The sequence below is a fragment of the Bradyrhizobium sp. CSA112 genome (genome assembly GCF_029051645.1).
GTDB lineage: Bacteria > Pseudomonadota > Alphaproteobacteria > Rhizobiales > Xanthobacteraceae > Bradyrhizobium.
The window spans coordinates 216273-238889 of the sequence record NZ_JAACFS010000006.1; the positions used below are offsets into that span (position 1 = coordinate 216273).

The 22617-nt window shown below is 58.0% G+C and carries 15 protein-coding genes and 1 pseudogene; 8 read left to right on the plus strand and 8 right to left on the minus strand.

The genetic code is table 11. The features are described 5' to 3' along the window. Positions 1-79: 79 nt before the first annotated feature. From GWE18_RS15265 to GWE18_RS15280, 4 genes are all read right to left on the minus strand, one after another. On the minus strand, positions 80-1678 hold the full coding sequence (locus tag GWE18_RS15265; protein WP_275186527.1) for a metallophosphoesterase: 1599 nt from the start codon (positions 1676-1678) through the stop codon (positions 80-82). 44 nt (positions 1679-1722) lie between these two features. Further along, entirely contained in the window at positions 1723-3822 is a 2100-nt protein-coding gene (locus GWE18_RS15270; RefSeq protein ID WP_275186528.1) for a hypothetical protein, read from the minus strand. A 27-nt stretch (positions 3823-3849) separates the two neighbouring features. Then, positions 3850-6999, minus strand: a complete 3150-nt coding sequence (locus tag GWE18_RS15275) for a CHAT domain-containing protein (protein ID WP_275186529.1) — start codon at positions 6997-6999, stop codon at positions 3850-3852. Between the two features lie 1374 nt (positions 7000-8373). After that, positions 8374-8883, minus strand: coding sequence for a hypothetical protein (locus GWE18_RS15280; protein WP_275186530.1), 510 nt, complete (start codon positions 8881-8883; stop codon positions 8374-8376). 916 nt (positions 8884-9799) lie between these two features. Between GWE18_RS15280 and GWE18_RS15285 the strand changes: the two genes are divergently transcribed. The 3 genes from GWE18_RS15285 (at position 9800) to GWE18_RS15295 (ending at position 14495) form a co-directional block, all read left to right on the plus strand. Beyond that, on the plus strand, positions 9800-9991 hold the full coding sequence (locus GWE18_RS15285; protein ID WP_275186531.1) for a hypothetical protein: 192 nt from the start codon (positions 9800-9802) through the stop codon (positions 9989-9991). 998 nt (positions 9992-10989) lie between these two features. Beyond that, positions 10990-12924, plus strand: a complete 1935-nt coding sequence (locus GWE18_RS15290; RefSeq protein WP_275186532.1) for an alpha-1,4-glucan--maltose-1-phosphate maltosyltransferase — start codon at positions 10990-10992, stop codon at positions 12922-12924. A gap of 5 nt (positions 12925-12929) precedes the next feature. Next, positions 12930-14495 carry a putative maltokinase gene (locus tag GWE18_RS15295; protein WP_275186533.1) on the plus strand — a complete coding sequence of 522 codons (1566 nt, stop codon included), beginning with the start codon at positions 12930-12932 and terminating at the stop codon, positions 14493-14495. Here the strand turns inward: GWE18_RS15295 and glgX are convergent. Both glgX and GWE18_RS15305 read right to left on the minus strand, forming a co-directional pair. Continuing rightward, a complete protein-coding gene (glgX, locus tag GWE18_RS15300; protein WP_275186534.1) occupies positions 14492-16723 on the minus strand; it encodes a glycogen debranching protein GlgX in 2232 nt (743 codons plus the stop codon). The genes GWE18_RS15295 and glgX overlap by 4 nt on opposite strands. A gap of 690 nt (positions 16724-17413) precedes the next feature. Further along, a pseudogene (locus GWE18_RS15305) lies at positions 17414-17946 on the minus strand (putative zinc-binding metallopeptidase); the annotation flags it as partial. Positions 17947-18014: 68 nt separating this feature from the next. Between GWE18_RS15305 and GWE18_RS15310 the strand changes: the two are divergent. The 4 genes from GWE18_RS15310 (at position 18015) to GWE18_RS15325 (ending at position 20501) form a co-directional block, all read left to right on the plus strand. Further along, positions 18015-18227 carry a hypothetical protein gene (locus GWE18_RS15310; RefSeq protein ID WP_275186535.1) on the plus strand — a complete coding sequence of 71 codons (213 nt, stop codon included), beginning with the start codon at positions 18015-18017 and terminating at the stop codon, positions 18225-18227. Between the two features lie 526 nt (positions 18228-18753). Continuing rightward, positions 18754-18921 carry a hypothetical protein gene (locus GWE18_RS15315; protein WP_275186536.1) on the plus strand — a complete coding sequence of 56 codons (168 nt, stop codon included), beginning with the start codon at positions 18754-18756 and terminating at the stop codon, positions 18919-18921. 858 nt (positions 18922-19779) lie between these two features. Then, a complete protein-coding gene (locus GWE18_RS15320) occupies positions 19780-19998 on the plus strand; it encodes a hypothetical protein (protein ID WP_275186537.1) in 219 nt (72 codons plus the stop codon). 296 nt (positions 19999-20294) lie between these two features. Further along, the gene (locus tag GWE18_RS15325) at positions 20295-20501 is read left to right on the plus strand and encodes a hypothetical protein (protein ID WP_275186538.1); all 207 of its coding nucleotides are present in this window, start codon (positions 20295-20297) and stop codon (positions 20499-20501) included. Positions 20502-20721: 220 nt separating this feature from the next. On the opposite strand, the gene GWE18_RS15330 is transcribed toward GWE18_RS15325, so the two are convergent. Both GWE18_RS15330 and GWE18_RS15335 read right to left on the minus strand, forming a co-directional pair. Next, positions 20722-20898, minus strand: a complete 177-nt coding sequence (locus GWE18_RS15330) for a hypothetical protein (protein WP_275186539.1) — start codon at positions 20896-20898, stop codon at positions 20722-20724. A 294-nt stretch (positions 20899-21192) separates the two neighbouring features. Beyond that, the gene (locus GWE18_RS15335; protein ID WP_275186540.1) at positions 21193-21468 is read right to left on the minus strand and encodes a hypothetical protein; all 276 of its coding nucleotides are present in this window, start codon (positions 21466-21468) and stop codon (positions 21193-21195) included. A 790-nt stretch (positions 21469-22258) separates the two neighbouring features. On the opposite strand from GWE18_RS15335, the gene GWE18_RS15340 reads away from it, so the two are divergent. Continuing rightward, positions 22259-22612: a hypothetical protein gene (locus tag GWE18_RS15340; protein WP_275186541.1), complete on the plus strand. Its 354-nt coding sequence runs from the start codon at positions 22259-22261 to the stop codon at positions 22610-22612. Positions 22613-22617: the final 5 nt, after the last annotated feature.

The window sequence follows — 22617 nt, forward strand, 5'->3', positions numbered from 1 at the left end:
AACCATCAAGCGCTCCATGGCGCCATCTTACGTTTGCCAAATCGCACCAAGAGCTGCCCAAATCAACGGCTTGGTTGCCTCAGTTACAGCGTTCGTCGCCTGGCTCGACCAGGCCGCCCGTGCCGTTCTCCGGCATATGCCATCTCCAAGTTTTTGATTCCGGGACGCCCGATCGATAGGTCACAAGCACAGCTGAGTAGCATGGCGGCAGGTCTTCCAGTTTGATCGCACGCAACGCCTCACTCGCCTGGAGATGTTTTTCGCGAACGCGGGCGAGGAAGCCGTCCTCATCAATGGTGCGTTGGAACGCGCCGGTATTGTGCACCATTACCTCTCTACCCTGCTCAATCGTCACCGGCCAGCCGACTTCTAGCGCGTGGGTGTGCCCATGAACGAAGATGCGTATTCGCTCGTCAGTGCGTAGGTGCCCGGCCACATGGTCCCGCATGACGTGCCGCCGCGGCACTAGGTTTTTCTCTATCGCGAAGCCCGCCGCCCCGACGCTACACTTCTGTGAGCTGTCTCGCAGAGCCAATAGATCGCAAAGCGCACGTACGTCGCCGTCAGACAGCCTTGTCTTGTCACGGGCGAGCGCAGTCAGCTCATTCCTTAGCGCCTGTGAAGATGTATCGCCTCCCGCAAGCTCTGCGCGCAATGGATCGTCCGCACGAAGGGCCTCTAGGAAAAGCTTGTAGCCGATTTCTTCACGAGCCATCGCAAGATTCCATTGCTCGCGGTCGGTGCTGGCCATGCTGGGATCGCCGCCAAGCGCCCCAATTTCTTGCGCAACTGAGGTCTCAAATAAGTTGAAGGCGATGAACCGTGCAAAATCATACGTCGACATGAGATAGCCGCGAGCCGCGATCCGATATTTCGCGCCGACGGTTTCCGAGGCCATATTGTCGATGATCTCGTATTCGTCCTCCTCCGAATTGAACAAGCGTTGGACGAAGCGTTCGCCCCACGGCCGCACGAGATAGGTGTTACCATGGCTCTCGTAGGTGATGCGGGGCCAATCAAGATATCGGTTCACGTCGCTACCGATTTGATGGCCGTGCTCGGCAACAACCTTTCCGTCCGGCGATTTCCACACGCCTGTTGTCACCAGATTGATACGGCCGCTGCCGGTATCCAACGCAACGGCCACCGACCTCCAGACAGCCGGAAGCAGCAGCGCCGAATCGTGATTACCTGGAATTATGTGAATTCGGTTCTCGCCACGCTTCGAAAAGTCGCGTAGGCGCGCGAAGTCGTCGTCGTGAGCCGCGACCACGGTCTCAACAATGCGTACCATCTCGGGAATGGTGCAACCTGTATCGGCGTTTATACCATCGCACGCGATGTCTGCCGGTGGCTGCCACAATTCAAGGAAATCTCCAACAATCACGAGGTCGACTTGATTGGCACTTCGTCTGCCAAGCTCTTCGAGAAATCCAGCCAGTGCGCTTGTCCAGCGGAAGTCCTCCTTCGGGGACCATCTCCCGTTTGCTTGCCGACCAAGACCGAAATGAAGATCGCTGATGAAGGCCAGGAGTCGTTGCTGCGGTGAGCCCGGTGGCGACGCGAACGGCGTTGTCGACGCATCAGCCCTTGGATCAGGCATGGTGCGTTCCTGCGCGGACGCGCGTTCGCCCGCCGAGAGCGATGCGCATGCGGCAATGATAGCGATCATCTCCATTGCCTTACGCCCCAACGAGCTGGCTCGCATTCCAAGTTTGCTTTTCATGGGGGACACAGCCTCAGATAGGCATCACCAACGAGGACGAATTCTAAAGCCATATCCTCCAGATATTGCTCGCGGGGTCGGTCGGCAAAGTGTTGGGCGGTGGCAGCGGTCGCTTCACCGAAAATCTGCGCCAGCGTCGGCGTGGTGCCGTTTCGACGGTGTGCTCTTACGATGTTGGTAAATTCCAGTGCGAGCCGCGCACCATAGTCCAAGCGAACCTTGAAAGGCGATACAACCATTGCATCAATGCCGCTGCTGGTAAGCTTGTTCAAAATCGCCATATCGCTGGATGGGCTGCCGGTCGCGCAGGATGCCAGCAGTGCGATACTGCCGCGTGGATATTTCCGCCGCAATTCCCCGGCCAAAATACGCTCTTCGGCGGTTTCGATATAGATCCCCTGGCCATCATGATGTGCCAGCAATACGAGACCTTCCCCGGCAGTGTCGGGAGTGCTAGCGCTCGTCGACAAATAGTCTCGCAAATTACTGTTTTTGGTCAACCAAGCCTCGCCAGTTGCGGGTTGGGCGGCGTTTAGTTTGGCCAAATCCGCATATAACCGGGCGTCCATGAGATCCTTCGTATAGCGCGAGACGCCGAAAGACCACGTCCCAATGCACCGCCCTGCGCGATAACGTTCCTCAGGCAGCGGCTGCAAAACCGTAATCGGCTTCGGCAACCCCTGCGTATTGCCCGCTCCCGCAATTAGGCTGAGCGGGATGTAGAGCTTTTGATTCTTGGATCCGACTAGCCTCGCCATTACCACAGGAGGGGCATCCGCCTGAGAAAGTGCCTTCAGTGCGGCCTTGGCTCCGTCGGCCATTTCTTCGCCGCCAGGCTCAGCGCCGAAAATCTTTACTGCAAGCTCGTTGGCGACTTGCGCATAGGCAGCGGTGCGGCCCTTGTCAGCGGCCTTCCATGCCAGATCGATCTGAAATGGTAACCCGTTTGGCTCGCCCACGTAGTCGCTGAGCCAATGACCGAGTCGCCACGAATACACACCACGCTCGGCATCCGGTCGACCCGCCTGCGGCGCGGAATATTGTGTCTTGTCGATGAAGATTACGAAGCTCTGCTTCTGTCCTTCTGATAGCTGGCTTTCGAATACATGGAGCGCGGCTTGAATTGGGCGCTTCTCGTCGCTGCCAGGACCGGCTCCGAAGGCAGGATCAAGTAATGTCGCGAATCCTCCTTTCAGTGCCTCCTCTCCGCCAATTGTGCAATTGGGCTCAGTCGACCCGTCTGCTATGGGAACGGTTTGGACGAGATGATCGATCGGGTTGTTGCGGATGTCCCAAATGGTGAAGGCAATAACCGCGCAGCCGGCTGTCGTGGCATCCTTCAAGCGGACCTGGAATGTCACGTGTCCTGCGGCGACTTCGTTCGAAAAGTCCGCGACCTGCATCTTCCCGCTTCGAAAGTTGGCAATCAGTTGGTGCTCTACCTTGGCGCTACGGTTTTGTGACCTAATCAACTTTCGACGATTGATCTGCATCGATTTCTCTCGTGGCTCGTCGATCAAAATTTGCGAGGTCACTGTCACTGGCCGTATTATCAGCTCGACAGGTTCTTGCGGCGCGCTTTCGAGATATCGTTGAACTGCTGGTGAGATCTCGGTGCCCGCGGCATTCGTCGCCCGAATCTGACTGTAGTTGTAAGCCGAGAGATCCAGAACCAGCGTGTAAGAAGCATTTGACTTGGCATTGAGCTTGGCGTCCTTCTCGGTGCCGCGAGTGAAAAAGGTATTCCAGTAAACCCCCTGGACCGCCCGCGCCGCGAATAAAGGTGACGCCGAGGGAGTGGGGATCAACGGCGGCACTTCTCCTCGCGGTACATCCGAATTGCTTTGGCGAGCACGTTGGCACGGCCGACATCTCTCGGCACCAGCTTCCATGCGTGTCCAATCCGAATACATGACTTGCACCGATCGCTTGCCTGTGTCTGGATCGGTACATAGCGCGGTCGAATAGAAGTCGGTTGGCGCTTTGAAAGCCTCGCAGCCGCGCAAGATCGCGCCGCTACTGGAATGGATCGCGCAGAAGCACTCATCAGCGCGAGCCGCATGACAAACAATCCCGACAATTCCGAGGATCATCATTACCGCTGCTGCTCTCGACATGTCCCCTCACTCGATGAGGATGTATGGCGCCCAGATGCGAGGATCTTTGAGTTTGTCGTCCTTGAGATAGGCAAGCTGGATGTCACGTAGCGCCTTGGCGGGATCGCTGCGCGACTGGCTTAGCCAAGTCTTATAAAACTTACTCATGAAGTCGCGCGCCTCGCCGTCATTGAGCGGCCACAGGGTCACCAGCACGTTGCGGGCCCCAGCAGTCCGCAGCGCCCGCACTAGCCCGTAGACCCCCTCCGAATAGTCGAGGCTGCCCCGGGCCGTATCGCAGGCCGAGAGCACCACAAGTTCGCTACCATCGAGATTGAGCCCCTGCGCTTCGAGCGCGAACAGGATGCCGTCCGCTGCGTTGCCTTCCAACTCGCGGTTGGCCCCGGCGAGCGCGATACCTGATAGGAGCATGGGCTCACGCACCGCGTTCGGGCGGGTGATCCCCGCCAGTGCGATACCCGACGGAAGCATCTGCTCGTGCTCATTCGGGAGATAGAAGCCGTGGGTCGCCAAATGCAGGACCCGCGGCGGTGATTCGAGCGCCATCAGTCGGGCCTTGCTAGCGTCCGCGCCCAACCAAGCGTCCGCCGGCTCGTCCTTGCGCCCCAACTGATACCACTCCTTGACTTCGACCGCCTCCTCACCGCTGGCTGGAAGCTTTTTGAAGTCACGAAGCGTTCTCGCCGCACGGGTGAGCGCATCCTTGCGGTCTGCGACAAGGACGCTGTCAGGCTTTCCTACTTCCAGTGTACCGAAATCGATGCCACCAAGCGCTAATAAACCGCGCGCAGGCTTATCGGGATCGAGGCGTAGCAGATCGCGCCCGCTCTGCAGCAGGCGCAGCTGCTGCCGCTCCGCCCAGTAACGGCCATCGGCAAGCTTAAGCCGCGCGAACGGGATAAGATTTAGGAACCCGTCGGGCGCAATATAGACGGACGTTGCGCCGGCGACCTTATCCTCGAACCGGGCGAACAGCTTTTGGTACAGCGCCGCTGCCGCCTCGTCAGTGAGTCCTGCCGGCGGCTGACCAAGCTCCGAGACTGGGCCAAGATCGGCTACCACCGGCTCATCGGAGCCGGCCAGCAACACTGCCGCGAAGTGCGGCTCCTCATCCAACCTCCCTGTTCGAAAATCAACCAGCTGGAATTGGCGGAACTCCACCAGCACCGCGCCGATTGGCAGAGCCGTTCGCAGATCATCGAAACTGGCGGTCAAGACGCGCAGATGGTCCTTGTAGTCACGACTGACCTCGCCGAGCGCCCGTTGCTTGGTCTCCCATGCCTGCAGCGCCTCGTCGTACGTGCCGGAGGTGCCTTGCGCCGCGCCCGACAGTGCGCTTCGCCACGCACCCACCAGCGACAAGCGCAGCCTGCCGACCTCGTCCGCAAGCGCCCGCACCCGCGGATCTGCCGACCGCCGGGCCAGCCGCGCTAGATAGGCTTCCTCCTCCCCCTGAAGAAGTTTGAAGCGCAACATCACGCTGCCGCCAAGCCGGCGCGCATCGCTACTGCCATGCCCCGTCGCCAGGGACAATACGACGTTCTGGAAGTTGGCACGCGAAGACACGAGCTGGCGGCGCACGGCGCCGGCCTCGGTGCTGTTGACTTCCTGGCCGATCCAGTCGAGCAGATGCGGCTCCATCTCCTGCAGCATTCGTGCCGCTTCGCCTAAACGGCCCGAGTTAACCAGAGGGGTCGTCATATTGAGCTGTACCAGCAAAGTATTTGGATGGCGCGGCCCAAGCGCCTCACGGGCGGCCTCTAGCACTTCCTGATAAAGCGACACTGCGTCGCCGTGGCGGCCCAGAGAGGTGTAGAGAGCGGCCAGATTGTTGACGCTGGTTAGTGTGTCCGGGTGGTGGAGCCCTAGCACCTCGCGCCTTTCCTGCAGTACCTCCTGATACAGCGGTTCCGCCTCGGTGTAGCGGCTTTGGAAATAATAGAGAGAGGCCAAGTTGTTGCGCCTCATTAGCGTGTTTGGATGGCGAGGCCCGAGCGCCTCGCGACTTGCTTCCAGTAGCTCCCGATATCCCTCGTGCGCCTTGTCGTAGTAGCCGTTCTCCTGGTAGAGCCACGCCAGGTTATGGAGGATGAGGAGAGTGTTTGGATGGTGGGGTCCAAGCGCCTCGCGGGAAGTCCTTAGTACTTCCTGATACAGCGGTTCCGCTTCGTCGTAGCGGCCCTGATCGCCGTAGAGAGCAGCCAGGTTACTGAGGCTGAGCAGGGTGTCCGGATGGCGAGGCCCAAGCACCTCGCGCCTACCGTGCAGCGCGTCCTGCAACAGCCGTTCCGCCTCGCCATAGCGACCCCGGGCCTGGTAGAGACCGGCCAGGTTGTCCTGGCTGACCAGGGTCTGTGGATGGCGCAGGCCAAGCACCTCGCGCCTCTCCTCCAGCGCCTCCTGAAACAGCTGTTCCGCTTCGCCGTAGCGGCCCTGATCGAGGTAGAGCATGGCCAGGTTGTTGAGGCTGAGGAGGGTATCAGGATGGCGAGGCCCGAGCACCTCGCGCCTCCCCTGCAGTGCTTCCTCAAACAGTGGTTTCGCTTCGCCGTAGCGTCCCCGAGCTTGGTAGAGGCCGGCCAGATTGTTTAAGCCGTTAAGGGTGTCCGGATGGCGGGGGCCAAGCGCCTCGCGCCTCTGCTGCAGCGCTTCTTGAAGCAGCGGTTCCGCCTCGCCGTAGCGTCCCTGAGTCTTGTAGAGAGAGGCCAGACTGTTGAGGCTGTTCAGAGTGCTCGGATGGCGGGACCCGAGCACCTCGCGCCTTCCCTGCAGCGCTTCCCGATATTGCGATTCCGCCGCGTCGTAGCGGCCCTGATTCTCGTAGAGGTTGGCGAAATTGTGGAAGCTGGCGAGGGTATCTGGATGGCGAGGCCCAAGTACCTCGCGCCTCTTCTCCAGCGCTTCCTGAAACAGCGGCTCCGCTTTATCGTAGCGGCCCTGAAGATTGTAGAGCATTGCCGCGCTGTTGAGGCTGTTCAGGGTCCGTGGGTCCCGATCGCCAAATGCCCCTCGCGCCAGTGCGAGCGCTTTTTCAGCCGGCGCAATTCCCTTTGAATACTCGCCTGCTTGATACGCCTTGCTTACCTGCGCGTTCAACGATTGCCATTGCTGCGAGACATCGGCCCACTGCGCGTTGGACGGCGAGACCACCATCATTGCGAGCGCCGCTGAGCATGCAAGCCAGCACAGGCGGGACCACCTCGATCTACGCGGCATCGCTCGCTCCTCTTGTTACTTTGCAACAAGTACTCGGCAGCACACGGACCAGCTCATCTGATCCCAAAGTACGATCACGACCAGAAGGTCGGCCGCCGTGCCCTCTTGAATAGGCGCAGCAGGAACGGTCGGATCTGATTGTGCAACGGGCAGCCGACAACAGCCGGCCGCCAGATTAGCAGGCGCTCGCTGCAGGCGGTTGATCGAACGGTGATCAAGGATTTGCGGAGCTCCCAGCCGCTCAGCGGGTTGGGCACAGCGTACGGGTAAAAGTCGCGTTCGACGGGCAGCCCTTGAGCGGCGATTAGCCCAGCGCCGAGGTGGGCGACTATATCTCGTCGTATCGAAGGTCGGGTCGTCATCTCCTGCTCCATGAGGCGGACGACGCTTCGGACGATCACAGAAAGAAAGAGTAGCACATTTCGTGCCGGGCGGCGTGAACGGGATCACAATCGGAAAGGGATTTGTGGGCGCAGTCGGAGTATTGCTTCGGCGAATGCAGCCTGAGCACCTCGATGTGCATACGGCTGGGAATAAATATTTGCTGCGAGCGCTCAGGATGCCGCCTGCTCCCTTACCTTCGAGCTCGCGGTTCGCACCTGCGAGCGCGACACTTGGTGGCAGCATCGGCTCGCGCATCTCGCTCGCGAGAGAAGCCATGGGTCGCCAGATGCAGAACCCGCGGCTGCGAGTTCAGCGCCATCAGCCGCTCCTTGCTGGCGCCCTCCCCAACCAGGCGTCCGCCGGCTCGTCCTTGCGCAGCCGCCGTTGTGATCCCGAACTATAGAACCGGTGCTCTTAGTCGGGAATTACAAGAACTTTCAATGAGATGAATTGTACGCCGCTAACCAACTGCTACCGCTTTGCTACCTGAGGCCGTTCGATCCGTGTCCTACCCACCGCACCTTGACTGTCCATGGCTGTAACGCTGGCGCCCCAAAGGATCCTGTATTTCGGTCCAGCCATGCCATAAACCACCAGTCACGGAAGGCGTCCCTTTCCTCGTACTCCGCGTCACATTGCTGGCGAACCACTTCGCGGCCGCGGTCAACAGCTCGTTTTTCTTCACAACACCGGCGTCCGCGGCAAGAAGGCCGCTCCGGCGCCCTGGTTCGGGATCGGTTATCGGAAGCTTGCGTGCGAGGACCCAGGGCCCGACGCCAACATCGCCGCTCCTGCGGAGCGGGACGCCAGCGGCCGGCGGTCGCGTTCAGCCCAATGGGAATCCCGCCGCTGGCTTCGGCGACGCTTAGGTGATCCTGAGATTTGGCTAAGTGCCGGATGAGCTGAGTGTTCCGGGATAGCCATCTGCGGTCAGCCTGGCAGCTCGACGCCCTCGGGCAAGTCGTCTTGGTCGATCTTTACCTCGAGCCGAAAGCCGTGCAGCGTCGCCCGCCTACGGCTGAACTTTGTGCCGCGCATTGCCATAAACTTGAAGCGCTCGCCGATCATCATCTGCAAGATCGGCAGCAAGGCGTCCTGCGGTATCGAGACCAATCCCGTGACAGGGTCGCCGTATCCATCGAGCGATCCGACACCAAACGGCGTGAACTGCTTCCGCCCTTCAGGATCAAGATCGCGGGAAGGCAGCAGGGTCACCTCGATCTGATCGCTTTTCAGGTCCTTTGGATTTAGAAGTCTCCCCCGGATGTGGAGGTGGCGGAATTCGTGGTAGGGATCGATCGCCTGTCGCTCCATGTTGAGACTGAGCGAATAGCGCCAATCCCAGCCTTCGATGGCGACGATGTAGTCGACGAGTTCCTCGCGCGGCTGGCGCCCTCGCCTCTTTATCGCGGACTTCTTTGGCTTCGGTTCGGCAATCATCGCAAGCGACCGCTCGTTATCTGGAATGACGGTGGGAGGCTATCCCAGTCGGCAGCCGGCGAGCTTATCACCTCGTACTTGGGCTTCCCCATCATCGCGACATCCTGCCGAATCTCGCAGCCAGTGACTTCGCCCTTGTCGGAAATCCGATCGTTACTGTCTTGATCTTGGAGCGCTGCGCGGACCATAGCATTAGTATCCAGAAACCTGTTCGTGCCCGCACTCGACAGTTAGTTATTTACTATACGAAATTCGAAAAGGAGCATCCCATGACGAACGACGGAGGCACCCTCCTCCGCAAATTTCACTAACTGCTCGGGACGACATGCATTTTTCTAGTAGAGCATCCGAAACCACGGTCGTAGCCTACGGTGCCGTAAGTTCCGGGCCGACCTCATCATAGCGCGCCAACACGAGGACCACCCCACGGCCAAGTCGAACTGGTGTACACGGTCTTGAGTTATATCTTTTCGTCACGCGACCAACTACATCACAGCGCTGCCGGCGAACGAGCCGCCCTGCCCGAATGGCAGGCCGCGATCGTGGCGGATCTCAGCGGGCCGACGATGTTTGCGCGCATCGGCGTCATGCGAGCGCTGAACCGGCACCGCTTCGAGCGGATGTCCGCTCCAAGCAAGAAGCGCGCGAAAGCTTATAGGATTATCTCGGCATGTCAGCCATCATGACGGCGAAGCCGCAGCCGCTTTCGTTCCCGTGCCACCATTATGTCAAGGACCGCGACGATAGCGGCCCATAGCCCCAAACCCGCTACGCCCATAATGAAGAACGTTGCTTCGTTCATCGGACAAGACCCATCTGGCCCCGCCTATGAACGTTTGAACAGTTTTACTCGTTCCAGATTATCGGTAAGTTCCTTTAAATTCTGGCGCCTCGCAGGAACTAGCGGAGAGCGAAAATGGCTGAAAGAATCGATGTTGAGGTTATCGGCAAATCGCAGTTTGAAGTCGCCTACGACATGGCGAGGTTCATTCTCATCAATATGGAAGGTCGTCGGGTGAAAAGTCTAAAGCGACAAGAACTCTTGCATCTGGTAGCTGACTGCATCGAGGCCTTGCGCGGCATCAGGGTCAAGGAGATTGTCAGCTAAAAAGTGAGGCTGGGACCTGCGTGTCATAGGATGCTGCTGACAACAACCGCCGAGTCTCCGCGGCGCGCCGTTGTTCAGCGACCCACGTCGGCTTTGGGTCTTGGCCGTGTAAAAACGCCTAGGGACGCTCCTCGCCCACGCGGATACACAGTGTAGTATCCTCTGCGTCCTCCAGTTGTTGATCCATTCTCCGTTATGCAGTTGATGGATTGCAGCTTCATGCAGTCAGGCATAGCTGCATAGGATTCCCTCCAGAGCGTACCCGTTCTTCCTATCCGATCTTGGTGTCCCCAATGGAGGGGAGCGGTAGCTTGTTCTGGTGGCGACGATGGCACTGGCTTTTTCAGGACACCGCAAAAAAAGAAGCGCTGCATGTCCAGGCATACTCGACCCGACTAGGTGTGCTCGCGGGATCGATAGGCCACACATGGCTGCGGGAGCTTCCAACCAGAGGAGACAGCTCTTCAGGAATGTCACTGGGTGGCAGTCCGCGACCATTGTAAGTTGTGCATCGGTAGTTGCGGGCAAGGTGTCGAACCTGCAAGTCCCAGGCACGGGAGTCGAATTCGAATCCATGACGAAAGGGAATTGGATAACCGTGACCGTTCCCGAAGCGGTATAAGGCATTCCAATTGTCCCCATTCGAGCTCGTATCCCGCGGCACATGCATTATGAGGGACAGACGTCCGTTTAGAGGGTGTCGATCGCCGCCGGAGTGAATTCGACACCCCGTGAGCGGCGTAACCGCTCCGTTGAGGTTGAGGAAAGCTACGCCACGCAAGGCGATTTTAGAAGAAACTAGGCGCAATTCTCTCTCTGCGCTCCGTCAGCGCAGCGCGCGGCCGCTCTTGGTTTTGGGCCGGCTTGGTGGTTCGAAAGTCTAACCGAATTGTCCGGAAATGGTTCCTTTCTGCGGGACTCGTTAGCTGTCAGGAACTAATCCGGCACGTACGGCATTCGTATTTCAGTCTCTGTTTTTGCCTGTGTCCCCCACATCCATGAGCACTCCCGTAAAGCAGGCTTTTCATATCGAGGAGATCTTCCCCTCCATCGACTGCGGCCGCTTTGCGGTCAAACGGATCGTGGGCGAGACTGTTGAGGTCTGGGCAGACATCTATCGCGACGGTCACGATGTCGTTGCAGCCGACTTGATATGGCGCCGCGAGCCTGAATCCGATTGGCAACGGACTCCCATGATTCACCATGACAACGACCGCTGGGTGGGAGCCTTCGTACCTGAGAAGACCGGCCGCTACAGCTACGCAATCGAGGCGTGGACCGACGAATTCGCCACATGGCGGCATGGCTTTGAACAGAAACGCAAAGCCAATGTCGCGACCGAGCTTGACGCCATGGAGGGAGCTTCCCTGCTTACCCGCGCCGTGAGCGGCGGTCAGGAAGTTACAGCGAAGATTGCACGTGCATGCGAAGCGTTCTTGCAGTCGGGCAAGTGCGAGGTCCTGCTCTCCGATGACCTCAAAAAGGCGATGGCTGAAGGGCAAGAGCGTGCGCACCTCACCCGATCGAAGCCACTTACACTCATGGTGGATAGGCCCCAGGCTCGCTACAGCTCTTGGTACGAGATGGTGCCGCGCAGCCAGAGTCCTCACCCCGGACAGCACGGCACGTGGAACGACTGCATTGATCGTCTTCCTGACATCCAGGCCATGGGCTTCGATGTCGTTTATTTGACGCCCATCCACCCGATTGGACGCACGAATCGCAAGGGACGCAACAATGCTCTCAGGGCGGCCGACGGTGATCCGGGCAGCTTTTACGCGATTGGCTCACATGAGGGTGGACACGACGCCATCCATCCGCAGCTTGGAAGCCTGGATGAATTTCGGCGGTTTGTTGCGGCATGCAGCGCCGCGGGCATGGAGGTCGCACTCGACTTCGCTATTCAATGCTCACCGGATCACCCTTGGTTGAAGCAGCATCCGGAGTGGTTCGAGCGCCGCCCAGACGGCTCGATGAAATACGCGGAGAACCCCCCAAAAAAATACGAAGACATCGTGAACGTTGATTTCGATTCGAAGGATGCCGAAGGCTTGTATCGTGCGTTGCGCGATGTCGTGCTGTTCTGGGTCTCGCAAGGCGTCAAGATCTTTCGTGTCGACAACCCACACACCAAGCCGTTTCCCTTTTGGGAATGGCTGATCAAAGAGGTACAAGCGCGCGATCCTGACGTGCTTTTCCTCTCGGAGGCATTCACCAGGCCCAAAGTCATGAAGGGGCTTGCCAAGCTCGGATTCACGCAATCTTACACGTACTTCACGTGGCGCACGGAAAGATGGGAGATCGAGCAATATGTGAACGAACTCGCGGGCTACCCCGAGCGCGAATTTTACCGTCCCAATTTCTTTGTTAGCACGCCCGACATCCTGCCGTTCCACCTTCAGCGCGGCGAGCCATGGATGTTCAAGACGCGGCTTGCGCTGGCTGCGACATTATCGAGCAACTACGGCATCTATAACGGTTTCGAGCTTCTCGAGCATGAGCCGATACCGGGCCGCGAGGAGTATCTTAATTCCGAAAAATACGAGTTGAAATCCCGCGATTGGGACAAGCCCGGAAACATCAAGCCTTATATCGCCCAGATCAATCGTATCCGGCGCGAAAACCCGGCACTGCAACAGACCTCCGCGATCCGGTTTCTGCCCGTGGAGGGCAACTCGGTCATAGCCTACGTCAAACATTCCGCCGATCAGACAAACGTAGTTGTGACTGTCATCGCATTAACGGGTGGTTTCCGAGAATTCTGGCTTCCGCTCGGTGATGTGCAGGTGCGGCTAGGCCATGGCGACTTGAAGCCCGTGACCGCGCTCGAAAACCTCAAATCCGGTCCGACCTCGCCTGTTACCTATGGCGGCATGCGGCTTTGGATCGATCCTGTGCACGATCCTGTGCTGCTTTTCCGGTGCTTGGGTTAACGGACATGGGCGCCGCCGGTGAAACCCTTGCATTCTTGGACATACCGGAAGGTTCTTCATGGGTCGCAAATAGCAAGGTAACTGCAGCTCTCGAAACACATTTTCTTCCTGCCTATCTTTCAAAGGCGAGGTGGTTCCCTGGTAACTCTGAAACGCGGATTAAGCCGAAGATCATTGCACGTCTCCCTTTCGCCGGGGACTCAACCAATTTCGTCATTATCGAAACCAACCACCACGCGCGTTATCTCCTGCCTTTACGGGTCGACTGGTCCGTTGATGCGGGGCCCGAATTGGATAAATCCATCGTGGCCTGTTTGCACCAGGGTGAGCGCGAGGGATTGCTGCGCGATGTCGCCGCTGATCCCGATTTCATCCGGCAGCTCCTTGATCACCTCCGGCGGGAGGCTTCCATTGCGGGCTCGGGCTGGAGGCTGGACTTCAAGCCCACGAGCAAACTTGGGAGCCAGCCTCCGAGTACTCCATCCCGAATCCGCGCGATTCAAGGAGAGCAATCCAACAGTACGGCCCTGGTTGACCAGGACTACGTCGTCAAGCTGTACCGCCACATTGAGCCCGGCCGAAACCCCGAAGTGGAGATGGGACAGTTTCTGACCGAGGCAGCGAATTTTGCGCATACGCCCGCGCTGATTGGCCACCTCGAGGCTGCTCATGCTTCAGCGAGTTATGCCCTTGGTGTCGTCCATGCATTTGTGCCGAATCGCAGTGACGCCTGGACTTGGTCGGCCGACCGCCTCAGCATTTATCTCGAGTCAATGGCGAAAGGGTCCGAAGAACGCGATAAGGCGATCACCGCACGACGGGATTATCTCCAGTGGGTGCGGCGTCTGGGGTGCCGTGTTGCCGAGATGCATCGGGCCCTGGCAAGCCGCGACGACGTAGAGGCCTTCAAGCCTGAGCCGATCGACGAAGGCGATCTCGATTTCTGGATTAGCGATGTTATGGAGCGCGCGGCTCGCATCTTCAATAGCTTGGAGAATTCTTTGCTGAATGTGAATGACTGGCCCTTTGGAGAGCGCCTACTGCGGGTCAAACCCGGACTTCATGACTATGCAGCTAACCTCATCCGACCTTCGCTGGGCCGCTGCAAGATACGCCATCACGGTGATTTGCATTTGGGCCAGGTGCTTGTAGCCAATGAGGACGCAGTCATTATTGACTTCGAGGGCGAGCCCACCCGACCGTTGGCAGATCGGAGGCGCAAGGCTCCCGCTGCGCGCGATGTGGCAGGTGTGTTGCGCTCCCTGGACTACGCCGCCATGGCCTCGAAACAGCAGAGGCGGATGTCGGAAAAGCTCAACACTCCGGAGTCGCGAGCCTTATTTGCGTGGCGCGAACAGACAACAGATGGCTTTCTGAGCGCCTATCAGGAGGCGATAGGCGCCTCCGTTCTGTGGCCAGACCGCACCGAGGATATGAAGTCGACGTTGAATTTCTTTTTGCTCGAAAAGGCGCTCTACGAGGTCGAATACGAGCTTTCCTACCGGCCGGCTTGGATTTCCGTGCCATTGCAAGGGGTCCTGCGCGTTCTCGAGGAAGGAGGCGTGGCCTAGACCTGAAGTGGAAATTCGGCAATGTCCATGATGGCACCAAGACCCTGGCGAAGCCGCCGCGTCATGGTCTCTCCCGTCGCGAGGCCGAGCACCAGCATTGATCGACCAGCCGCCTTTAAGCGGTGGCCAAACGGATAAACCGTCAACGTCACATCCGGTGCATGCGTATCAATGAGGCCGGCCCAGGCCCGACCCTGCGGCACTTCGGGCAAGACGAATTCGACCAAATCATGATGCGCGTTGTAGATAAGGAGCAGCGTGGCATCCGAGCCTTGCCGTTTGGCACCAGTTTCCTGTGCCCTCCCGTCAAGCAGCATACCGAAACATCGCGTGGCCGGATTGTCCCAATCCGCTGTTCTCATCTCCCGGCCATTCGGAGCGAGCCAGCTTACGTCCTTCACATCTAGCTCTTCATTGACGTTGCCGATGACAAACCTTGAGCGATGCAGGATGGGAAAGGCCTGCCGGGTCACGATTAGCTTACGGACGAATTCCCGCAAGGCCCGGCCTTCGGCCGAGATACCGAGCCAGTTGAGCCATGTCGTGTTGTTGTCCTGGGCATAGGCATTGTTGTTGCCACCCTGGGTATGGCCAAACTCGTCACCAGCGAGGATCATAGGCGTCCCGTGCGACAGCAGCGTCGTCGCTAGGAGATTGCGCTTTTGCTGCTCGCGAAGCTCGATGATCTCTGGATCATCAGTCGGCCCTTCAGCGCCGTGATTCCACGAATGATTGTCCGAGTGTCCGTCGCGGTTGTCTTCGCTATTGGCCTCGTTGTGTTTATCATTGTAGGAAACGACGTCGTTCAGTGTGAAGCCATCATGCGCCGTAACGAAATTGACGGACGCCCATGGCCTGCGGCCACGCTTGTTGAAGAGGTCGCCCGATGCGGTGATGCGCCGCGCAAATTCGGGTGTCATGCCCTCATCCCCTTTCCAGAAGCGCCGCACGTCATCCCTGAATTTATCATTCCATTCCGCCCATCCCGGGGGAAATCGGCCGACTTGATAGCCGCCCGGGCCGACATCCCAAGGCTCGGCGATCAGCTTGACAGACGAAAGGATCGGATCCTGCCGACAGGCATCCAGAAAGCCGCCGCCTTCATCGAAACCGTAGGGCTCCCTCGCAAGAATGGTCGCAAGGTCGAAGCGGAAACCATCCACGCGCATTTCGGTCGCCCAGTAGCGCAGGCTGTCCGCGACCATCTGGAGCACGCGCGGGTGAGAAAGGTTTACCGTATTGCCGGTACCGGTATCATTAATGTAGTAGCGCTTCTGGTCCGGAAGCAGGCGATAATAGCTCGCGTTATCGATGCCCTTGAAAGAAAGCGTTGGCCCGAGTTCGTTGCCTTCTGCGGTGTGATTATAGACGACGTCAAGGATCACCTCGATGCCATGGGCATGAAACTGATTGACGGCCTCCTTGAACTCATTCGCAAAAGGCGTCTTGAGATAGCGCGGCTCGGGCGCGAAAAACGCAAGCGAGTTATAGCCCCAATAGTTGCGAAGACCCTTCTCTACAAGGTAACTATCATCCACAAATGCATGGATAGGCAAGAATTCAGCGCTAGTGATCCCAAGCGCGCGAAGATAAGAAGGGATATCCGGATGGCAAAGTCCGGCGAAGGTACCGCGGTCGCCTTCCGGCACAAGCGGATGGCTCCGGGTAAAACCTTTGACGTGCATCTCGTAAAAGATGGTGCGGTCCCAGGACACCTCGGGCTTTGCCGCATGGCCCCAGGTAAAGGCGGGGTCTATCACGCGGCATTTTTGCATCAGATGCGCGCTGTCGCGTGAATCGAACGACTTGTCCTTGTCCGGGTGACCGAGCTCATAGCCGAATAATTCTGGTCCCCAACGCAGCGCGCCCACAAGCTGCTTAGCATAAGGATCAATCACGAGCTTGTTGGGATTGAAACGGTGTCCCGCATCTGGCTCGTAAGGGCCGTGGATCCGGTAGGCGTAGACTGTGCCCGGACGTGCGGTCGGTATATAACCGTGCCAGACTTCATCGGTGTATTCGGGCAGCTCGATGCGTTCGATCTCTTTCTTTCCGCCGTCATCGAAGAGGCAGAGTTCGACCTTAGTGGCATGAGCCGAAAACAGCGCGAAATTAACGCCAAGGCCATCCCAGGTGGCTCCAAGCGGAAAAGGCTTACCTTCCAGTACCGGAGCATGCCGAAGGCTTGCCGCCGCTAGGGCCAGTCTCTTATCCTTGACCTTGTTCATGAACAGTCCCGACGCATCCCCGCAACGCGCGAGGGCTGCGCTAGCCAGTAAAAGCACTATCCATGCTTTGGTTCCTGCTACCTACCAGGCGTAAAAAGCACCCCCATGTTCGGAGCGGTTCCTTGAAACTCGCGCACATTTAGCGATCCAAAGTCTTTGTATGCCGCTCGATGCTAGCTACGTCTAATAGCTGACATTACGGACGGCGTGCCAATGAGTTAGGCAGAATGAGCGTTTGCAACTCGCCCCTCAATCGGTCGAGCAAAGGCTTGCGCAAGATTTGACATGGGGAAGCAACTTAACCTCGCGATGCTTCGCCGGACTGGTTTGGATGGAGCTTGGCTTTGTCTTCCTCGTATTCCCTGATGAGGTCAGCGACAGCTTCGCGCGTTAGCTCGTCATTGGTCGAGTTTTCTAATCTGCGACACGCTTCGATCTTATAGTCCAGCTCGCGGCACAAATCGCACATGCGCACCTCCTGTATCATATCGGGAGCACACACTATCTCCACCCGCGTTTTGGCTGACCATTGCTGGCGATGTACTACAATGCGATCAGAACCGGCTTTGTTTCAAAGGGAACGTCACCTGGGCGACTGTCCCCCTCCCCGCCGCCGGAGCCGGCGGTAACACCGACCGCTCGCGTTGAACCAGCTCATGAATAAACGCAGCTTGCCGATGACCGGGGCCGTTCCCGGGTGCCGATGGTGCGGCTCAGGCTGTTCATCGCGAGTACGAATGGAAACCACGCCCGGGTCACGGCGTCGAAGTCCTCGATCGCATAGGGGGCCAAATTCGACCCTCGCGCGCAGACCGCCGATGCGGTCGGCGGCCGGGGCGATCTGCATGCCGAAATTGCCCGCCATCTCCAGCGTGTCGACGATATGGAGATAGTGCGCACAGGTCTCGGCAAAATCCTCCAAGGGTGAGCCGTCGCATAGGCGGAAACGTGGCTCTCCTGCCAGGTTGCGGGCGGCCCTTCCTTGTAGTGGCGGCGTAAAGTCGCGCTGTAATCCATCGAATCGTCGCCAAAAATTTCCCGAGAAGCATCCAGCTGCCCTCGATCGCGCACCAGCAGGTCCCAATAATGGTGGCCCACTTCATGTCTGAAGTGGCCGAGAAGGGTCCGGTAAGGTTCTCCCATCTGCAGCCGGCGCCGCACTCAATGTCGCCCGCTTCCGACAGGGCAATGGTGATGGCTCCATGTCGTGCCCCGGATCCAATGTCCGTCCGGGATTTTGGTTCTTTCGGCCCCCTCCAGGAACCCCACGGAGATCAAGTGGTTGAAAAGCATGACAAGAGTTCTCTACGAAAGCGCCAACGGTGACGCCTGGCGGCTGGTCCGCGATCCGCAATCGGGTGTCGCGATGGTGGAGCACAAGCCGAACCCCAGCTCCGGGGGACGTACGTCCCTGATCGAAATCGGAAAATTCCTTCGAGCTGGCGCCAACGGTCCCGAACACCAGGCTCTACTCCAGTTGATCGGCACTCTGGTCAACGACTGACGAGCGTCAGGTAGGCTCGACTGGCATCGCTCTGGAACAGCTTCGGAATTGGCCGGTTTCGATAGCGGTTCAAATTAGATCTAAAGCAGCCGTACTGCGAACATGTTCTTCTTTTTCTCGAATCGCCTGGGCCGTTAGGTTCGCTACTGATCTCGGTCCCCGTCACAGGCTCGGCAGAAGTTCTTTGCGCAGCGTGTCGGCACGACGGGACGATTCCCGATCTATCCGACCATGTCGGACGCTTTTCACTATTTCCGGGCCCATGCTGTCAGAGCCCTTTGCAAGGCTCGGGCAATGCCCGTCGAACGGATGAGGCATCTCCAGATCGTGGTAGGAAAGATTCATCACCTTCTGACGAAGGAGGCCGCATACGGCCCGAACCTGCATCACATGGATGACTTTCGGGCGGCACAAAATCTTGAGAAATCGCTCGACTGATGGGCCTGGCAAATTCGCCAATCGTAGCGGCGAAGAGTTGCTTCCGCCGCGGGAAGAAGGGGGTGTCCGGCGAGAGACGAGTTGAGTGATGGTTGCCGACACCCAAACAGTCGCAAGGCTGCTACGGGAATATGCGCAGCGGACCGCATTGCGTGGCGGCAAGCCGTCGGCACGGATCTCACTTGCCGCGGCGCCAGGCGCGCAGCTCAGCCACCAGTCACGTCAGAACCAACAGCAGCGGCGCAATGACAGCTGAGAGCAGCCAAGACAAATTTCAACGCGATCAGAGACATTTGGAAGTCCCTTCAGGGCGCACGCTGATCGAGAACGCGATCGAGCCGCTCGGCCATGCCGGATATCGCGCAGGATGATTCAACTAGGCTAGAAAAGCGTGGCTTAGAAATGCCTCGCCGCTTTGCGATATATCTTTGATAACCCCAGTCACTGATCCATCTCTCGCAAGTCCAGGAGGCAGCACTTTGGGATGACATATCGCGGGCACAGCAAGTGCGGCGAAGGCACCCTCGTGATATGCAAGCGCTACCAGAATTCAAGCTGATCGCCTGCCGAAAGCAAACAGACAGCGCTTTCAATGCCAAACCGATGGCTCGATGTTCCTTAATTTACACAAGCCCGCCGCTGTTCGATACTCGGGCATCGATGGAAACAAAGTGATGACGGATGCACCATCCTCCAAATCTCGTAAGAACGCCCAGGTTGTCGCTTGTTTTCTGGCCACACGTTAATAGGAATCTACGGTAGAAAAACTACGTGCATAATTCTTGGTCTCCCTGTTGCCGACCCTCTTTCGAGCCGCTCGAGTAACGGATTTTTACTCCGTGGGTTGCAGATTCGAATCCTGCTGGGATCGCCAAAATTTTCAAAGACTTACGCGTTCTGTTCCTTCGCTTTCCGTGTCTCATCTTGTCTTGAAGAAAACTCTTTAGTTTCAGGGTTCCCGTTTAGTCCCGCCTTGTCGATGATACACGGGTCGTACACGGTGCTTCGTGCTTTGTTCTCGACTACTGCATTGAGTAGAATGGCAAGTCCGCTTAACGTTTCGCGAGCATGCCTGCAGCATAGCAACCCAGCGGCGCAATCCTGCGAGCCCCAAATGGTCTGGGTCATAATCGGCTGCACAATCCTGATTATCGTCTGTTTGGGCGGCGGGAAGCGGCTTGCGCAAATCCTTCTCGGAGCGGTCGCGCTCATCGGTTTCGTCGTTGTGGCGTTCGCCAGTGATGTCGGCATCATCACGACCTCGGTGGTGGTCCTGACCATCATCGGGTTCTTTCTGCTTATGACTCGAGCGCGGCGAGAAAGGCGCGGCTAGAGGAAAGTCAGCGCACAGCGGGATTGCATCGTTGGTGAAACGGCTCTGGCGCGGGGCTGGGGCTAATGGCGCCAGAGCCGTCCCAAGATGCGCCCTTTCGAGCGCCGAATCATCATACCGGGATAAAGCGGCAAAACCGTGTGAAACACCCCGAACGCCATCGTTTCACTGTCATGAATTCGTAGCCTTGGATCCTTACAGGTAGTCGGCACGGTTTATGCTTGATCCCGGTGGGTGAGTAGAGGAGACGTCAGATTTCCGGCTATTAATTTTCGACCAGTTATTAGGAGTACAAAATGATTGATGAGAATTGCGCTCGGCTTAGAACGCATCAAGGCAACATTCGGCGCTATCGCCACTTGCTAGAAACCAGCCTGACAGATCTCGAGCGCGAATATATCGGCAAACGCCTTCTGGAAGAACAGCTGGCTATCGAGATGCTCTCTGCGAGGGCACCATCAGAGGCATCATCCCCTGATCCGCGGGCGGCGCAGTGGGTGTGAACATGAGGCGCGCGGCACGATGATTGCTTGCCGAGCTACCATTATTTGAAACCAAAATTGTCTTGTAGGCAGGGAGTATTTCAGATGGGACAGTCTTTACACGATTTCGAGCAGCGTCTTTTGCAGTCCACGGCCGATCTTCTCAATCGAAGGGCGGAAAATCAGAAGCTCAAAGATTCGATACGAGTGGCACAAGCGTCCAAGCGAGGCCGAAGTGACGTCACCCTGGCAGGCCAGGCTTCACCGTCTCGATTAGTTTTGACTGCTGATTGAGCTGTTTCAACCGACGTTCGAGCTCGATCTTTTTAGCCTTCAGCTTCGCGCTGAGCACATCGTGCATCTGTTCGCGCAGCGCGAACAGATCATCGATCGTCATTGATTCCCACTCGCTCTGCATGACTCGCCCCCACGATCATGAGATGTAACGACTCATCACTGTACAGGCGGATGATGGAAACGCTAGCCGGATTCTGCAAAGGACTCTTGGCGGAATTGGACGCTCAACTGCAATGTCAACCCGCGGTCAGAAAGAAGCGGTCTCGGTCTGGGTGCTCGCTTGCCGGCCGAGGCCGCTCCGGTCCCCCCAGTCATGCCCCAAGGAACGGCTCTAGAGTTCACAACAGGTCCGCATGGCGAGGTAAGCCCGCCGGCGTGAACCGGCGGGCTCCTGTCACGATCCTGCCTCGCGGCATCACGCGGCGCTATCAATCTCTGCTGCGCGCTTCGCGATCAGCCAGTCGACATTTTCAAGGCTCCAGTCGCCGCTCGTGTAGGTACCGATTTCTGTCGCGTGCGTCCTTGCGATGAACCCCCGAGCCTGGCGATGGCGATCCTCGCGAAGATGCGCTTCCAGCGCCCGCAGGCCGATCTGCGTGCTCGGCGCCGTGTTGATCAGGGCCTTCGCAGCGTCGAGTTCGGCCGCAACGGCGGCCTCTATCGGGAGATGACTCGCGTTCTCGGGGCCCACAGCGAGACTGTCCTCATGGAGGGCCAGATCTCGTCGCTGGCCTTTGCATTTGCCTCGATCAGAGGCTCAGCTTCTCGCGCATAGTCGGGGTGAGCGCCGAAATAGGCCTTCAGCCGGTGCGAGCGCACAGGGAATTTTCTGAGTGTCTCTCCATTGCGAAGAGCTATCATCATCCGCGACGCCTTCTCGTCTGACAGGCGATTTTCTGACCTCATTGGCATGACCTGCTCCCACCGAGCGCGTCATTGCGCCGGCGGATGCAGAACCTGAATCGCGGCGGGGCGGTGGCGGCCGCCGACACGATAATCTCCCATTTGGCGCGGTCACGCGGTGAGTCGGCCAGTCGAGCCGGCGGCTTTTCGCTTGCCTGGGCCCAGAGGTTGCGGGAAAGTCCGCCCCGGAGGGCTGAGCGAATGAAGGCGCTATTCTGGTTTATCGGCTACAGCACAACGAGGGCGATATGATTTCTGTTTTGATAGGGGTTTTAATTATCGTCGTCGTAGGCGCAATCTGCTTTTGGGCGATCGACAAATTCGCTACCGACAGCCGACTAGCAAATCTGCTCAAGTTGCTCGTGGTGCTCGTTTGCCTCGGCGCAATTGTGCAACGAGTGCTGCCGCTAACATATTAGCCAATGCTCCCGGCTTGTGGAGCTGGGGCTGAAGGCCGAGAAATGACGTCTTGTCCCGACCAATAGCCGCCTGCTCTCGGGCGCTTTCTCCGTTAGTCAACGGGTTGGATGCGGTGCAAGATTTGCGCTGGAATCGATCCGAAGTTCGGAGAATGAGTAATGCTCAAAATTACAACTTTGCTTGGAGGCATTTCGATCGCCTTTTTGACAATGGAAACCGCTCAGGCGAAGGACTCGCTCAAGATAAGTTGCACTGGCGATATGTTCGAGCCTGGGGGACTCTCAAAATTCCCCACCACCTTGAAGGCGGTCTTCAGTTCCGCAAATAACGTGTCGAAAGTATCAGTCGATTTGGGCCAGGGTACTGTTAGTGCGCTCGTATTGAGCAACAACACGGTCCAGCTTAAATTTCGCACCAAGGACTTCACTGGCGAATATTTCCATTACAATCGCGATATGTTTCTTATCTACAGATCAGGACACCTCGCGCGACTGACCTGCACCCCGAGCTAACACAC

Bases quoted from the DNA above. Each gene is read 5' to 3' on its own strand.
- GWE18_RS15265 (WP_275186527.1), bottom strand. From the start codon at position 1,678: ATGGAGATGATCGCTATCATTGCCGCATGCGCATCGCTCTCGGCGGGC.
- GWE18_RS15270 (WP_275186528.1), bottom strand. From the start codon at position 3,822: ATGATGATCCTCGGAATTGTCGGGATTGTTTGTCATGCGGCTCGCGCT.
- GWE18_RS15275 (WP_275186529.1), bottom strand. From the start codon at position 6,999: ATGATGGTGGTCTCGCCGTCCAACGCGCAGTGGGCCGATGTCTCGCAG.
- GWE18_RS15280 (WP_275186530.1), bottom strand. From the start codon at position 8,883: ATGATTGCCGAACCGAAGCCAAAGAAGTCCGCGATAAAGAGGCGAGGG.
- GWE18_RS15285 (WP_275186531.1), top strand. From the start codon at position 9,800: ATGGCTGAAAGAATCGATGTTGAGGTTATCGGCAAATCGCAGTTTGAA.
- GWE18_RS15290 (WP_275186532.1), top strand. From the start codon at position 10,990: ATGAGCACTCCCGTAAAGCAGGCTTTTCATATCGAGGAGATCTTCCCC.
- GWE18_RS15295 (WP_275186533.1), top strand. From the start codon at position 12,930: ATGGGCGCCGCCGGTGAAACCCTTGCATTCTTGGACATACCGGAAGGT.
- glgX (WP_275186534.1), bottom strand. From the start codon at position 16,723: ATGAACAAGGTCAAGGATAAGAGACTGGCCCTAGCGGCGGCAAGCCTT.
- GWE18_RS15310 (WP_275186535.1), top strand. From the start codon at position 18,015: ATGACAAGAGTTCTCTACGAAAGCGCCAACGGTGACGCCTGGCGGCTG.
- GWE18_RS15315 (WP_275186536.1), top strand. From the start codon at position 18,754: ATGGTTGCCGACACCCAAACAGTCGCAAGGCTGCTACGGGAATATGCG.
- GWE18_RS15320 (WP_275186537.1), top strand. From the start codon at position 19,780: ATGGTCTGGGTCATAATCGGCTGCACAATCCTGATTATCGTCTGTTTG.
- GWE18_RS15325 (WP_275186538.1), top strand. From the start codon at position 20,295: ATGATTGATGAGAATTGCGCTCGGCTTAGAACGCATCAAGGCAACATT.
- GWE18_RS15330 (WP_275186539.1), bottom strand. From the start codon at position 20,898: ATGCAGAGCGAGTGGGAATCAATGACGATCGATGATCTGTTCGCGCTG.
- GWE18_RS15340 (WP_275186541.1), top strand. From the start codon at position 22,259: ATGCTCAAAATTACAACTTTGCTTGGAGGCATTTCGATCGCCTTTTTG.